Here is a 14,912-nt window from a genome sequence, read left to right as displayed (position 1 = left end):
TTTTTGATGATTATTTCGCAATAGACACGTTAGCCCCTTCAAAGAGATTGACTAGTCCGCCCGTAGCAATGATCTCTCCCTGTTTTAATCCATCTTTAACCTCAACTTTATACTCGTTACCCTCTCCACTTTCAATTGCTCTTACATGTGCTACACCATTTTCAATAACAAAAACTTTAGGTTCTTTTGATGATCCTATCAATGCAGACCGGGGAACTGAAATAACATTGCTTTGAAGAGCTTCAGTAAGCTGAATACGGCCATACATTCCGGCCTTCAATAACTTCCCGCCATTATTTACAAGGATCTTCAATACATAATTATGGGACGCATCAGCTTTAGTCCCTACCATATCTACAATACCATTAAAGGTTTTATCAGCATATACATCCGTTACAACTGTTATAGACTGTCTGTTCTCAAAGCTGGAAATATTACCTTCCGGAACATTCACCTCCAGTTTTAACTGGTCTATGTTAGTCAGCTGAGCCATCTGGGACCCGGTTGCTACTACTGCTCCCAGTTCAAAGTTTTTGGATGTTATTATACCACTGAACGGAGCTTTAATCGTACACATCCTTATCTGCTTTTCATATTGTTCCACCTCTGCCTTATTTACTAAAACCTGTGTACCGGCATTATCCATCTGCAATTTTGTAACGCCACTCGCGGCTCCTTCATATCGCTTCAGGGTTGAAATGGCATTTTCATAATTAGCCTTTGCAGAAGCCAGCTGGGCCCTTAAAAGATCAGTATCCAACTGTGCGATTACAGCCCCTGCGCTTACCATTGACCCTTCTTCAATTTTTACTGACACCACCTTCCCCGTAGTCTCAGAAGAAATGGTTACCTCCCGGAGAGGTGCAAAAGCACCCAGGAATGAAGTACTTTGATTCATTGGTGCAGCATGAACAGTATCTGCCTGAATGGTTACTTTCCGGTCGGGGTCCTTCCTGTATACTTTTCCCTCCACCTCTTCCTTATTCCCCCTTAATTTGACCACTATAAGACCTAACACCCCAAGTATAATTACACCGGTTATTACATATCGTATATTAATCTGCATAAATTTTATTTTTGTTATTAATTCAATAAAGTTCCCTGTGCCTTTTTAAGATCTAATTCTGCCTGTTTAATGTTTATCAAAGCATTTATATAATTACTTTGCGCAGTGTGCAGCTCACTTTGTGAGTTGATGACATCCGTAATCTTCGCAATCCCGTTTTGGTATTGAAGCTTAAGATCATCAAGTACTTTCTGGGCAAGATCGAGGCTCCTGCGCTTACTCTGCAGGGTCAGGAAATTGCTTTTCAGATCCGCATTGGCATTGGCAACATTTTTTAAGCTTTGTTGCTTCAGTTGTTCCGCCTGAACATCATATTTTTTAATTTCAATTGACTTGCTTTGAATCTTGTACTTCTTGCTGAATCCATCAAAAATGGGAATGCTCAATGCAAGTTTGACATATGAGGAAGAATACCACTTATCGTTTATATTTTTAAAAGGATCTGCATTAGAATAATATCCTGACAGACCATAGTTTGCACTAAGTGTCAACGATGGAAGGTAACCGGCTTTAATATTTTTCCTTTCCAGATCTGCTACACGTTTATTTTCCAGCACCTGCAGATAATCTGTCTTTTTCATGATATCAAAAGCAGGTGATTCCAGCGGCATTGCTTTATCTGACAGGTCATAATCAAGTACGGCTATATTATTCTCCAGCGGAATATTCATTAATAACTTAAGCAGGTTGTATTCTTTTTCAAGACTATTACGGGAGGATTCCAGGTCTGCTTTACTATTATCCCTTGATACATTTAACCGGTCTACATCTGTTTCAGTAGCCAGCCCTGCTTTGTACTGATCACTTGTTGACAGTAATAGTTCCTCTGTATTCTGCAGGTTTTTACTGATCAGTTCAATTTGTTTCAATATGGTTTGAATATTATAATAAGTAGCTGAAACATTGTAAACGAGATCTTCTTTAGAGCTCTGTATCTGCAACTGGTTCAGGTTAATAGCCACCTTCGCTGCTTTAAGTGCGATGAGTGAGGATGCATTAAAAATTGTCTGACTGAGGTCCACAGAAGCAGATTTAGTCTGCGGTACACTAAACTGGGCCACCTGGTAAGTCCCGGCAATTCCCCCGAATAAATCTGCGGGTACTACCTGCACAGGTACTTTGAACTGATATTGATAAGAGCCACTGGCGTTTACTGAAGGAAGCAGGCTACTATAGGCTTCCCCAATAGATGCTTTTGTTTTGTCCAGATCATAGTTATCAGACTTTAACTGAAGACTATTCTTTAAAGATGTATCGATACATTGCTGTAGTGTATACACGTTTTGCGCTGATAACTTATTTACCAGCAAAAATGTAGTTGCCAACAGCAGTGAAAATCGAATACCTTTCCATTTTTTATTTATCATTTTTGCTAATTTAATAATCTAAAAAACGACCTATCCTTTGCCCATAGGCCGTTTTATTTTAGCATTATTGCTAATTAAAAGGTAAAAAAAATGGTACCGGCAGGTACCTTTAACTCCAATAAATATATCCGGCCCTAGTCTCGAAACAGTACCCTGAGTATAAGTTGCTTTCTTTCCTTCAGCAATGCCAGGTATCCCTTTTCATCCAGTTGCATAAATTGCTTCAATAGTGGCTTTGATAATATAGGATAGGCACAAAGAGAAATCAGGTTAAGCATAAAATGCTTAGCAGACATCTGAGGCACTGATCCTTTTCTAATCTCCTGCTCAAGATCATCTTCGATATTTGCAACTAATCTGGTCAACTGTGCTTTCTCCTGGGGAGGCACACGATGCCCACCATTCACCTCTGTAATCAAAAAGATTTCCAGGTAAGGAAACTTTAAATTATTCTCTATGAAAAATTCAATGAACTGTCCCACTTTCGCTCTGAATTCCAGTTTATTTGAAAAAAACAACTCTTTTATACGATTCTCAACCAGCAATATAGCTTCCCTAAATACCACCTCAAACAGTTGTTCCCTGTTTTTAAAATAGTAATAGATAAGTCCCCTGTTCACTCCTGCCGCGTCTGCTATTGCCTGTGTCCTGGCATGGATATTCCCCTCCACGAAGAAAATCCGCATAGCTGTATCTTTGATTAGTTTTTCTGTTTGTGCATCTTTTACAGGCATCTCAATTCATATATCAAAAGTATAGCCTACACAGAAAACGACATATGTAAACATCACTGTAATGGACAAAATGCTACCTTAAAGGGTCAATCATTGTAAAACGTGGGACAATTACCTGATTAAACAGTGTTTTTGTTGCATAATGTTAATGTCATTATTATTTAATTTTGGAGGAACATGGATAGAAATTTATTAAAAAGGTTCATCAGGACTGCTATTATTTCATCTCCGATAATTGCTTTATACGGGGTAACTCCCTTTTACATATTCAGTAAAGTCCAACCCTCATATATCTTATTTGCAGGTCTGATCATTACTATTAATGTGTTTATATTCTGGACCATTAATATTTCTATCATCCGGTATGCAAGAGTAATAAAAAACTGGAAATGGTATCTTTATAGTTATGCCTTTGTGGTTACTTTCCATACTATGATTGTCACTTTGAGAAAAATAGTGATGGCCCCGGACTTTATCGCAGAAGGAGAATCGACTTTTGGAAAGAATATTTTAATGGTATATCCATTTTTTTCGTTGCTGGCTATCAACACCATCATTTTAATCATCTGCAACTCCATATTAGCCACTCAAAAAAACAAGGATGCTGAAAATGAAATCCAGGAGCTTAAAGTAAGGAATCTTGAAGCCCAGAAGCAAGTACTACTACAACAGCTCCAACCTCATTTCCTGTTTAATACACTTAGTGTACTAAAATCCTTGATAAAAGAAGAACCGGAAGAAGCAGAGAATTATTCAATAAAGCTGTCAAATTTTCTGCGCTATTCCCTGGAAGTACATAATTGCGACCTGGTATCCGTAGAACAGGAATTAATATTCACTAACGATTACATTGATTTACAAAAAACACGTTTTGAAAGTTCTGTTATCTTTAATGTAAGTATTCCGCATGAGATATACAACATGCAGATACCCGCGTATGCTCTTCAAACATTGGTAGAGAATGCTATTAAACATAACTCATTTACAGAAAGAAGGCCATTGAGGATCAGGATAAATTACATGGGGGATGATACTATTCTGGTATCTAACAATAAATTGCCTGCAAGGGCTGTGGATACTACAGGCACAGGGCTGAAAAATCTGAATCAGCGATATAAAATTATTGCACATAAAGCGATAGAGATCACTGACTCCAAAGATGAATTTAGTGTTAAAGTATACTTGTTAAACAATCATACTATATGAAAGTAGTAATTATTGAAGATGAGAAAGTTACTGCCAAGGATTTGAAAAGGACCATTCTTGAAGTAGAACCAGATATAGAAATTGACGCATTATTACATTCAGTAGAAGACGCTATTGAATACTTTGCAAACCACAAAGATACAGACCTCATTTTCTCAGACATCCAATTGGGCGATGGCCTGAGTTTTGAGATATTTAAGAAAATGGAGAACCAGGTCCCCATCATTTTTTGTACTGCTTACAATAGTTATTTTTCCGAAGCTTTTGAAACAACCGGCATCGATTACCTTCTAAAACCCTTTAACAAGGACACTATAGAAAAAGCATTATCAAAATATATTACACTTGAAAAAACATTTTCAAGAAATAATGAAAAATATAAAGAACAGCTCAATGCTCTTGAATTAAAAGTCACCCCGCAAAAAAATGCAGTGATCATCAGGCAAGCCAATAAAATTATCCCGCTGGGAGCCAGTGCAATAGTGCTTTTTTTTATTGACAACAGATATACCTATGCTTATACATTTAACCATGAAAAGTTTATTGTAAGCGAAAATCTTGAAGATCTTGAAAAAGCTTTTGCTCCCTCATTTTTCAGGGCCAACCGCCAATTCCTTATAAATCGTAAAGCGGTAAAGGATGCCACACAATATTTCAACCGTAAAATAATAGTGAACCTTTCTGTACCTTTTAAAGATCAGATACTGGTAGGAAAATTAAAGATCTCCTCATTTATAGAATGGCTTTCCCAACACTAAACTAACCTCTTTTCAGATTCTCTTTTATCTAATACAGGCAGATAACCCCTGCCTGTCACTTGATTATTGCGCAGCCTTACCACGCAGTATTCCGCTATGCCTTTCAGTTTCCATTTTGTCCATCTCAGGCTACAATCAATTGTAGCATACAGAATATATCCAAATCTTTGGGCCACAATAAATGCATATGAAATCATTAGTTAAACATTCTGGCATTGTGGCTGCCTTTCTCTTTTATGGATTATCAACTTTGGGCCAAACACCCGGAAATATTACCGGCAACTGGAAAAGTGAGATCAGGGATAAGCCCCTTGAAATGGAAATATACCAGTCAGCAGATAGTGCCTATTACGGCAAAATAATAAATGACAAAAATAGTCCTTCAAAAAACGGGACTCTTGTCCTGAAGAAACTTAAATACGATAAAGCCTCTCAAAAATTTACCGGCACCATGCGGCCTCCTGATGCAGATATGGAAGCAGATGCAACTATTTCAATAATAGATAACGATCGGTTAAAGATGATCGTCAGGAAACTATTTATAACCAGGACTGTGTACCTGACAAGAATAAAAAATAACAAATGAAGATTATTATTTGGCTGATAATTATATCCCTTTTTTGCACTGGTACTGTTCAATCGCAAAAGATCTTTACATCTGTAGATTCACTTTTGAGTTATTCTACATCCAAAAGCATTTCTATTCAATCCGGCTATATCCGGATAGACCAGGCTAAAAAAGCCAAACTGGCTGCCATCCTTAGTATTCCGGACCCAACCGGGAATACCTCACTTAGCTATACGCATAATACCAAATTGCCTGTCACCCTTTTCCCCGCAGAAACATTTGGTGGGGAAGCTGGTACCTATAAAGAAGTGAAGTCAGGCATTCCTTATGTAACCAGTTTTAACCAGGATATAGAACTAAAATTGCTTAACGTGAATGGTTGGGTAAATCTGAAGCTGGCTAAGCTTAATATAGAAAGCAGCACTTCAGAAAATAAGATCACAATAAAAGAGCTTTGGGAAAATATTGCTACCACTTACTGTAACATCGTATCACTCCAGGAAGAACTTGCCAGTACCATTCAAAACATAAGCATTTCCGATAGCTTATTGAAAATTACCCAAAACAAATTGAATGAAGGTCTTATAAAGCAGCAGGATGTAAATGATGCAAACATAAACCTTATAACTACCAAAGAAAACAAAAATCAGATCGGGTATCTTATAAAACAACAATATTTAGCACTAAAAATCCTTTGCGATATTCCGGAGCAGGAAGATATAGAGATTGTAAATAAAACTTCGCTAACTGAATTCGATCTCAACCCAACTATTGAAACCAATAATATCGCTTTAGCCAACAGCATGCTAAAAGAAAAAATAGCTTTAACCACCTGGAAACAGGAAAAGTATACAAAATATCCAACAATTTCCTTTTACCAGAGTAATACCAGTCAGCAGAATAATACGCGTGGAAAACTCTTTGACAACGATGTGAAATGGATGTCCAGCAGTTATTTTGGTTTTAAAATAAAGCTCCCAATGCCTTCATCTTCTACCATCAGCGAGACTACAAAAGCCAAATATGACTATTTACTGGCCAGGAAAAATACAGAGCAACAAAAGATAAAGGCAGAATTAACAATACAGCAGCTCTATACAGACTATAACAAAGCAGTAAGCCAGGCTACGGCCAACAAAGAAATATTTTTACTAAAGAAGGAGAATTATGAGAAATACCTGGACCTGTATAAGGAAGATCTGGTAAGTTTCGAGCGAACTCTCGATAGTTATAATGCCATGGTAAACAGCAATTATACCCTTGTTTCATCGCAGGTATCTGTGCTTGCTGCCAAAACAAAAATTGATATAAATAACAGAATAAAATGAAGCCACAACTTATTCGGATTATGCCGTTCTTACTTTCTGTTTTTCTTTTTTATTCCTGCGGCAAAAAAACAGAGAAAACTAAACCGATCAGGAAAGACGTTACCGAGACAGTATTTGCCTCCGGTATTCTTGAAGCAGATGCTACCTATGATCTTACTGCCCAGGCAGATGGTTACCTGACACAGGTATTTTTTAAAGAAGGAGATCTTGTTGATGCCGATCAGGAATTAGCCGTTGTAAATAATAAAGAAGCCTTCTTTAATGAAGAAAGTGCTATTGAATTGTATAATATAGCACATCAAAACACAATGAGCAATGCCCCTGCTTTGCAGCAAGCTCAGAATACCATTATCATCGACAAACAGAAAATGGACCTGGACTTAATTAATATGCAACGGTATCAAAAATTATGGGAAAAGAACAGTGTTGCCAAAATAGACCTGGATAATGCAGAGCTTCAATATAAAACTTCAAGGTCAAATTATGAAAGTGCTTTGGAGAACTTCAAGATTTTAAAACAACAGGCCGATCAACAGGTTATCAGCACTGAAGCAACAAAAAAAATAAACGAAATAGTAACCGGGAAAAACAAAGTAAATGCAGTAGTAGCGGGGAAAATCTTGAAGGTATATAAGAAACCTGGAGATTATGTAAAAAGAGGAGAAACCATTGCATTAATTGGCAATCCCCGGAATATATATGCCAAAGTAAATATTGATGAAGGTAATATTGGAAAAGTGAAGGTTGGACAGGAAGCATTCATACAATTGAACACCAATAAGGACAAGATCTACAAAGGCAGCGTAAAGGAAATTTATCCTGCCTTTGATGAGAGCAGCCAATCCTTCATCTGTAAATTAATCTTTTCCGACAGTTTAGATTTTACTATTGTCAATACCCAATTACAAAGCAATATTGTAGTGACTGTTACAGCAAAAGCACTGCTTATTCCCAGAAGATACCTTGACTTCGGAGGATATGTACAGGTGGAAGGTAAAAAAGAAAAAGTAAAAGTTGTTACAAAGTTTGTAAGTAATGAATGGGTGGAAATATTAAGTGGCATAGATGATAATACGGTATTAATTACTGACAACCTGGATGCCAATAAAACAAATATATCTGAGGCGGGAGCACAATTACAACGATAATTTATGAGAAAAAGCATAAACACGGACATCGCGTTTACCCATATCATTACCAGGAAAAGGCAAACATTTGTAGCCGCGTTAGGTGTTACGATTGGTGTTGGGGTATATTTGTTTATGAATTCCCTTTCATCAGGCTTTGGTACCTTTTCAAAAGGTGAAATGTTTAAAAACAGTCCTCATATCAAAATCTATAAAAACGACGAGTTGAGCCAGCCCCTGATCTCATCCCGGGATTCAGGGCATACGACCGTTATCATAAACCCTCAGATTACAACAAACTCAAAAAAAATAATTAATCCGGAACAACTGCTGTCAAGAATTAAACAACAGCCATATGTTGTGAATGCGATTGCACAGGTGAGTTTTGACGCATTTTATAACCGGGGTAAAGCACAGCTACGGGGAAATGGGTATGGTGTAGATATCCTTGAATATGACGCTATGTTCAAAACAGGGAAATATATAGTGGCAGGTAATTTGAACAGACTGACAGGCAACCTCAATGGCATCATCATCGGAAGTGGTATTGCAGAAAAATTGAACCTCGGCATTAATGACAACATTACTGTAACCTCCTCTTACAATGTAGTAAAAGTAATGAAGATCGTAGGCATTTATTCCAGTGGCAACAGCTTAACCGATAATGCAAAATCCTACATGAATCTCAGTGCTGCACAGCAATTTATAAAAGAAGGGCCTTCTTACGTAAGCGATATTTTCGTAAACGTGCCTGATCCTGACAATAGTGAAAAGTATGCAGCGATGCTGCAGCAATTAACGGCCTATAAAGTAGAAGACTGGAAAACCACGAATGCAGATGTATTAGCTACAGAAAAGACAAGAGGCACATTAATGGGTGCTATATCTCTATCCATATTAGTTGTAGCAGCATTTGGCATATACAATATCCTTAGTTCAACAATAGCACAAAAAATAAATGACATTGCTATTCTAAAAGCAACCGGGTTTGCAGGAAAAGATGTAATCAGGATATTCCTGATGGAAGCCCTTATAATGGGATTCATTGGTACACTAATGGGCCTGATGGTTGGGAGTGTCCTTATTGCGATCATGTCCACTATATACATGGGTGGACCTGTAGGTTATTTCCCGATACATTTTGAACCTGCTCTTTTTGCAAAAAGTACTGTGCTGGGCTTATTTATTACATTATGCGCCGGGTACTTCCCTGCAAGAAAAGCAGCAAAAGTAGATCCGGTCGAAATTTTTAGAAAATAATCTGAGTATGAAAAATAGAGAAGTTATTCTAAGCACCAGGTCTTTAGGAAAATATTTTTACGCCCCTATTAAGTTTAAGGTGTTAGACGGTATCAGTTTCGAAGCATACAAAGGCGAATTTTTAACATTAGTAGGAAAAAGCGGTTCAGGAAAATCAACATTACTTTACTGCCTCAGTACGATGGATACCTCTTATGAAGGAGAATTATTTATTAATAATGAAATAATAACCGGGAGGAAAATTAATGAATTAGCTGCATTGAGGAACAGGAGTATTGGATTTATATTCCAGTTTCATTACCTGCTACCTGAGTTTACCTGCCTGAAAAACGTGATGATCCCGGCATTAAAGCTTGGGAAATATTCCTATAAGGAAGTGGAGGAAAGAGCATACAACAAGCTGGAGATTTTAGGTATTAAGGATCAGGCATTAAAACCGGCCGCAAAACTAAGTGGTGGCCAGCAGCAACGGGTAGCTATAGCCAGGGCACTGATCAATGATCCTGCAATTATTATGTGCGATGAACCGACCGGGAACCTGGACAGTAAGAATAGCCAGATTGTATTTGACATTTTTAAACAAATAGCCCATGAGTTTGGGCAAACCATTATTGCGGTTACACATGATAATGATTTTTCCCGGAACAGTGACCGGACGATTGAACTGGCGGATGGCAAAATAATCAGCCATGGGAAAAAACTTAATGATGTATTTTAAAGAATTTCATATCCAACATGGACCTTATATTTAATACTAAAAAGAGATTCACTATTTTTAGTGAAACTTCCTCTATGAAAATACACGCTTTAATCTTTCTTGCTGTCGCAGCCTGCACATCATGTACCAGAACAACCGTTACCGTTACACAATCATCACCCATAAATGGTACCTGGCGTATGTTCGCCGCCAAAATGATCAAAGGTAAAGATACCACTATCACCTTCCCCGTCGAAGGGCAGGAAATGATCAAAATCTTAAACAATACCCACTTTGCCTTTTTCAAACACGATCTGCAACATGGTAAAGATTCTACCAAAGCTGTATACGATACCGGAAGTGGTACATATACATTATCCGGCGAAACCTACACAGAACACCTGACATACTGCAATTACAGGGAATGGGAGGATAAAGACTTTACCTTCAACTTACAGGTAAAAGAGGATACTTTAATCCAGAAAGGAATTGAGAAAATAGAAGGCTTGCAGGTTAATCAGGAGATTATAGAGATGTACGTACGTGTACCATAAATTATCCGCCTTTTTAGCTACTCATCAGGTAGTATAAGCCCCATATAAGCCCCCTCATAGTCCCCTATAAGCCCTATACCAGTCCCCCTTATTTAGAGGGGACTTATATCGGTTGTAAATACATTTATCATCAGCCTTATTGCAGAAAAAGGCTCCTGAGAGAGCCGCCTGTTTATAGAAAAATCCATTCTCCCTGTTAAACGGACATGCGTATCAGGTAAAATATGCATATCTTAAACCCAATAATTCAATGATCTTACAGAACTTAAACAGGTCGTACATATATGAGAAAAACATTAGCCGTTTGTTCGGTACTTTTATCATTGCAATTACCGGTAAAATTTGCGGTTGCGCAGGCCAATGAAGGCGTGCATGAAATGTCAAACGATTACCAGGCTCCTAAAGATCCGCTTGTAATCAGAAAATTAGATAAATGGCAGGACCAGAAATTCGGTCTTTTCATGCACTGGGGCACTTACACCATCTGGAACGAAGTAGAAAGCTGGAGCATCTGTCCGGTTGACTGGGTAGTGCGTAAAGGCCCTTACAGTGCTGATTACTTCGGATATAAAAAGGCATACGAAGAACTGCAGCACTCCTTCAACCCGGTAGATTTTAACCCGGAGAAATGGGCTAAAGCTGCAAAAGCAGCCGGTATGAACTATGTAGTATTCACTACCAAACATCACGACGGCTTCTGTATGTTCGATACCAAACAAACAGATTACAAGATCACCAGTCCTAATACACCCTTCTCTTCCAACCCACGCAGCAACGTGGCAAAAGAGATCTTCAGCGCTTTCCGTAAAGACAGCTTTATGATTGGGGCGTATTTTTCTAAACCCGACTGGCACAGTGAATACTTCTGGTGGTCCTACTACCCGCCAAAAGATGAAAACATCAACTACGATCTGAAGAAATTCCCTGAACGCTGGCAGAAATTCAACGACTATACCTATAACCAGGTAGAAGAACTGATGTCCGACTACGGTTCCATCGATATCCTCTGGCTGGATGGCGGCTGGGTAAGACCCAACGGCAAACAAAGCCTGGACATGAAGAAAATCGTAGGCATGGCCCGCACACACCAACCAGGACTCATCGTCGTAGACAGGACAGTTCCAGGTGAATTTGAAAACTATACCACCCCGGAACAATCCATCCCCGATAAGCCACTGCCCTATCCATGGGAAACCTGTATGACCATGGGTGATTCCTGGAGTTATAGCTCCCGCGATCAGTACAAACCTTCTCTGAAACTCTTAACGATACTCGTGAAAATCGTTTCAAGAGGTGGTAACCTGCTGTTAAATATCGGACCAAGTGATAAAGGCGACTGGGCACCGGAAGCTTATAAACGTTTAGCGGATATCGGCGACTGGATGAAGATAAACGGAGAAGGAATACATGGTTCAGTACCAGTAGCTCCATATTCTGATAAAAATATCTATTTTACCAAAGCTAAGAACCAACCATCTGTATACGCCTATTTCCTGTCCGACAGTGATACCGTGAATCTGCCCGCAGAAGTGACTTTCCCGGTACAGGATGTAAAGAAGATCAAAACAGTATCCCTGTTAGGTACAAAGGCAAAACTGAAATGGACATTGAACAATGGTCAGCTGATCATCAAAGTACCAAAAGATATACAGGAGAAAAGTGGCCTGAAATACATCGCAACATTTAAGATTAATACTGAAGCCTAGAATTATGCAACTATCATTTCGTAAAATCCTTTGTGCCGGAAGCCTGGCCCTTGCATTTGTTACCGGCACTGCCTCTGCGGCAGTACCCGATAAAAAAGCAATCACAGACCTTGTAAAGAGAGTGCTGAAGGAACATGCTGTCCATTTTGAAACCAGCTTTATTCCACAGGAAAAAGGGAAAGATGTATTTGAACTGGAAAGTAAAAACGGAATGATCCTGCTGAAAGGTAGTAATGGACTCAGCATCGCCAGTGCCCTCAATTACTACCTGCAAAACTATGCTCATTGCGATATCAGCTGGAACGGGACTAACTTAAACCTTCCCTCTCCGCTGCCTGTCGTAAAGGAAAAAGTACACAAAACCACTCCTTATCAATATCGCTATTACCTCAACTATTGCACGTTCAACTACACCATGAGCTGGTGGAACTGGGACCGCTGGCAATGGGAGATCGACTGGATGGCACTCAATGGCGTGAATATGCCACTGGCTATCACCGGACAAAACTCCGTTTGGGACAGGGTATACAAAGGATTAGGTTTAACAGATAAAGACCTGAGCAACTTCTTCAGCGGCCCCTGTTATTTCAACTGGTTCTGGATGGGTAATATCGATGGATGGGGTGGTCCCCTGCCACAGTCTTTCATGAAAGGTCATGAAGAATTGCAGAAGAAGATCCTGGAAAGAGAAAGATCCCTTGGCATGACACCCGTACTGCCTGCTTTTACAGGACATGTGCCTTCCGCTTTCAAGGATAAATTCCCGAACGCTAAAGTAAAGAAGACCAACTGGGATGCTGGTTTTGATGATGTATATATCCTCGATCCCGGAGATTCTATGTTTACATTGATAGGTAAAAGATTTATGGAAGAGGAGATTCGCACCTTCGGTACGGACCATCTTTATTCTTCAGATACTTTCAATGAGAACCTGCCACCTACCAACGATTCTCTTTACTTACATAATATCAGTAAAAAGATCTACCAGTCTATGGCAGCGGCAGATACTGCAGCCGTATGGGTAATGCAGGGCTGGATGTTCCATTACCAGAGTGAATTCTGGCATCCTGCACAAATCAAGGCATTGTTCACTGCGGCTCCGGATGATAAGATGATTGTACTGGACCTCTACAGTGAAAACTCTCCTCAATGGATTAAAACAGATGGTTATTACGGTAAACAATGGATCTGGTGTATGCTGCTGAACTTTGGCGGTAATATCAGTATGTATGGCAGAATGAATAACGTGGCAAATGATCCTGCTAATGCATTACACAACCCTGCGGCCCGCAATATGATAGGTATCGGCCTCACACCGGAAGGCATTGAGCAGAACCCTGTAATGTATGCCCTGATGCTGGAGAATGTATGGAGGGATCAGCCCATCAACCTGGATACCTGGCTCAAAGACTACACATTACGCCGTTACGGTAAGCAGAACCCCGACGCTGACCTGGCCTGGGATGTGCTGAGAAAAACAGTGTACAATGGTGGCCTTACGGAAGGTGGCCCGGAAAGTATCCTTACCGGCCGTCCTACCTTTAATACGTCCACTACCCGTACAAAAACACAGCTGGATTATGCACCCGGTGAAATGCTCGCTGCCTGGGACCACCTGCAGAAAGCTGCTGATGTGCTGAAAAACAGTGATGGCTTCCGCTATGATATAGTAGATGTTACACGTCAGGTACTGGCAAACTATGCAGACTCCCTGCAGCAGCAGGTGGCAAAGGCATACAAAAGCAATGACAGCGTGAGCTTCAAGAAATACAGTCAGCAGTTCCTGACCTTACTGGATGATATGGACAGATTACTGGCTACCCGTAAGGACTTTCTTTTAGGCAGATGGCTGAGTGACGCTAAAAGCTGGGGCACCAACCCGGCTGAAAAGACCTTATACGAGCGTAACGCCCGTGATCTGATCACTCTTTGGGGAGATAAAAACAGTCCTTTACATGAGTATTCCAGCAGGCAATGGGCCGGGTTACTCAAAAACTTCTACAGGGCACGCTGGCAGCAGTATTTTGCCTATGTAGACAGTTGTATGCGTCAGAAAAAACCGGTAGATGATACTTATTTTGATGATCAGATAAAGAATTGGGAATGGAAATGGGTAAATGCGAAGGAGTTATATCCTGTAACAACCCAGGGAGATGCAATTGTTTTATCAAAAGAGCTGTATGCGAAGTATAAAGCGATAGTTCATCAGACGTATAAATAGAAGGAAAGGGAATCGCATCTTCATTGTGTTTACTAAAGGCGTGAGGGTTCGATTCTTGTTCTGGGCACTGAAAGAAGTAAAACCCACTCGTAGAGTGGGTTTTACTTCTTAATATAGACTTCACTTTTACGTAACTCTCTCTTATTCAAGTTCAAATTGGTTCGAATTCTGAAAAGGCATTCTAATCATATTCATGCCACGTATTGCCACTCTGAAACTATTTTTAGTATACAGAAAATGTCACTGTGTAAACAAAGTAGATTTATACGATCAGAAAATACAAACTAGTTGGTATTTTTAAACCTTTTGATTTATTATAA

Annotated in this window: 13 protein-coding genes; 10 read left to right on the top strand and 3 right to left on the bottom strand. The window is 39.4% G+C overall.

Translation table 11 applies throughout. The annotated features are described in order from the left end of the window. Positions 1-10: 10 nt before the first annotated feature. The 3 genes from BMW86_RS26135 to BMW86_RS26125 all read right to left on the bottom strand — a co-directional run bounded on the left by BMW86_RS26135 (position 11) and on the right by BMW86_RS26125 (position 3,167). Positions 11-1,066: an efflux RND transporter periplasmic adaptor subunit gene (locus tag BMW86_RS26135; RefSeq protein WP_089785590.1), complete on the bottom strand. Its 1,056-nt coding sequence runs from the start codon at positions 1,064-1,066 to the stop codon at positions 11-13. A 17-nt stretch (positions 1,067-1,083) separates the two neighbouring features. After that, positions 1,084-2,433 carry a TolC family protein gene (locus BMW86_RS26130; protein ID WP_089785588.1) on the bottom strand — a complete coding sequence of 450 codons (1,350 nt, stop codon included), beginning with the start codon at positions 2,431-2,433 and terminating at the stop codon, positions 1,084-1,086. Between the two features lie 134 nt (positions 2,434-2,567). Next, positions 2,568-3,167 (bottom strand): TetR/AcrR family transcriptional regulator, encoded by a 600-nt coding sequence (locus BMW86_RS26125; RefSeq protein ID WP_089785586.1) that lies wholly within the window; start codon positions 3,165-3,167, stop codon positions 2,568-2,570. Positions 3,168-3,344: 177 nt separating this feature from the next. Here BMW86_RS26125 and BMW86_RS26120 point away from each other — a divergent pair, with 177 nt between their 5' ends. The 10 genes from BMW86_RS26120 to BMW86_RS26070 all read left to right on the top strand — a co-directional run bounded on the left by BMW86_RS26120 (position 3,345) and on the right by BMW86_RS26070 (position 14,592). Then, positions 3,345-4,373, top strand: coding sequence for a sensor histidine kinase (locus BMW86_RS26120; RefSeq protein ID WP_089785585.1), 1,029 nt, complete (start codon positions 3,345-3,347; stop codon positions 4,371-4,373). Next, a complete protein-coding gene (locus tag BMW86_RS26115) occupies positions 4,370-5,131 on the top strand; it encodes a LytR/AlgR family response regulator transcription factor (protein WP_089785583.1) in 762 nt (253 codons plus the stop codon). Before BMW86_RS26120 ends, BMW86_RS26115 begins: the two co-directional genes overlap by 4 nt. A 187-nt stretch (positions 5,132-5,318) precedes the next feature. Continuing rightward, entirely contained in the window at positions 5,319-5,717 is a 399-nt protein-coding gene (locus BMW86_RS26105; RefSeq protein ID WP_143056699.1) for a DUF2147 domain-containing protein, read from the top strand. Further along, a complete protein-coding gene (locus tag BMW86_RS26100) occupies positions 5,714-7,027 on the top strand; it encodes a TolC family protein (protein WP_089785578.1) in 1,314 nt (437 codons plus the stop codon). Before BMW86_RS26105 ends, BMW86_RS26100 begins: the two co-directional genes overlap by 4 nt. 20 nt (positions 7,028-7,047) lie before the next feature. Next, a complete protein-coding gene (locus BMW86_RS26095; protein WP_177189397.1) occupies positions 7,048-8,175 on the top strand; it encodes an efflux RND transporter periplasmic adaptor subunit in 1,128 nt (375 codons plus the stop codon). A 3-nt stretch (positions 8,176-8,178) separates the two neighbouring features. Continuing rightward, the gene (locus BMW86_RS26090; RefSeq protein WP_089785573.1) at positions 8,179-9,414 is read left to right on the top strand and encodes an ABC transporter permease; all 1,236 of its coding nucleotides are present in this window, start codon (positions 8,179-8,181) and stop codon (positions 9,412-9,414) included. A 7-nt stretch (positions 9,415-9,421) separates the two neighbouring features. Further along, complete coding sequence (locus BMW86_RS26085) at positions 9,422-10,132, top strand: ABC transporter ATP-binding protein (protein ID WP_089785571.1); 711 nt, start codon at positions 9,422-9,424, stop codon at positions 10,130-10,132. Between the two features lie 74 nt (positions 10,133-10,206). Next, positions 10,207-10,665, top strand: coding sequence for a hypothetical protein (locus BMW86_RS26080; RefSeq protein WP_089785844.1), 459 nt, complete (start codon positions 10,207-10,209; stop codon positions 10,663-10,665). 284 nt (positions 10,666-10,949) lie between these two features. After that, the gene (locus tag BMW86_RS26075; RefSeq protein ID WP_089785569.1) at positions 10,950-12,371 is read left to right on the top strand and encodes an alpha-L-fucosidase; all 1,422 of its coding nucleotides are present in this window, start codon (positions 10,950-10,952) and stop codon (positions 12,369-12,371) included. A gap of 4 nt (positions 12,372-12,375) precedes the next feature. Next, on the top strand, positions 12,376-14,592 hold the full coding sequence (locus tag BMW86_RS26070; protein WP_089785567.1) for an alpha-N-acetylglucosaminidase: 2,217 nt from the start codon (positions 12,376-12,378) through the stop codon (positions 14,590-14,592). Positions 14,593-14,912 lie beyond the last annotated feature (320 nt).

It is taken from the genome of Chitinophaga sp. YR573, assembly GCF_900110995.1.
Lineage (GTDB): Bacteria > Bacteroidota > Bacteroidia > Chitinophagales > Chitinophagaceae > Chitinophaga.
The sequence above is the reverse complement of the archived record's forward strand: the minus strand, read 5'-3'. Positions and strand labels throughout refer to the sequence as shown.

Coding starts and splice junctions, on each gene's coding strand:
- BMW86_RS26080 (WP_089785844.1), top strand. CDS start 10,207: ATGAAAATACACGCTTTAATCTTTCTTGCTGTCGCAGCCTGCACATCA.
- BMW86_RS26085 (WP_089785571.1), top strand. CDS start 9,422: ATGAAAAATAGAGAAGTTATTCTAAGCACCAGGTCTTTAGGAAAATAT.
- BMW86_RS26130 (WP_089785588.1), bottom strand. CDS start 2,433: ATGATAAATAAAAAATGGAAAGGTATTCGATTTTCACTGCTGTTGGCA.
- BMW86_RS26115 (WP_089785583.1), top strand. CDS start 4,370: ATGAAAGTAGTAATTATTGAAGATGAGAAAGTTACTGCCAAGGATTTG.
- BMW86_RS26070 (WP_089785567.1), top strand. CDS start 12,376: ATGCAACTATCATTTCGTAAAATCCTTTGTGCCGGAAGCCTGGCCCTT.
- BMW86_RS26090 (WP_089785573.1), top strand. CDS start 8,179: ATGAGAAAAAGCATAAACACGGACATCGCGTTTACCCATATCATTACC.
- BMW86_RS26095 (WP_177189397.1), top strand. CDS start 7,048: ATGCCGTTCTTACTTTCTGTTTTTCTTTTTTATTCCTGCGGCAAAAAA.
- BMW86_RS26100 (WP_089785578.1), top strand. CDS start 5,714: ATGAAGATTATTATTTGGCTGATAATTATATCCCTTTTTTGCACTGGT.
- BMW86_RS26125 (WP_089785586.1), bottom strand. CDS start 3,167: ATGCCTGTAAAAGATGCACAAACAGAAAAACTAATCAAAGATACAGCT.
- BMW86_RS26135 (WP_089785590.1), bottom strand. CDS start 1,066: ATGCAGATTAATATACGATATGTAATAACCGGTGTAATTATACTTGGG.
- BMW86_RS26075 (WP_089785569.1), top strand. CDS start 10,950: ATGAGAAAAACATTAGCCGTTTGTTCGGTACTTTTATCATTGCAATTA.
- BMW86_RS26120 (WP_089785585.1), top strand. CDS start 3,345: ATGGATAGAAATTTATTAAAAAGGTTCATCAGGACTGCTATTATTTCA.
- BMW86_RS26105 (WP_143056699.1), top strand. CDS start 5,319: ATGAAATCATTAGTTAAACATTCTGGCATTGTGGCTGCCTTTCTCTTT.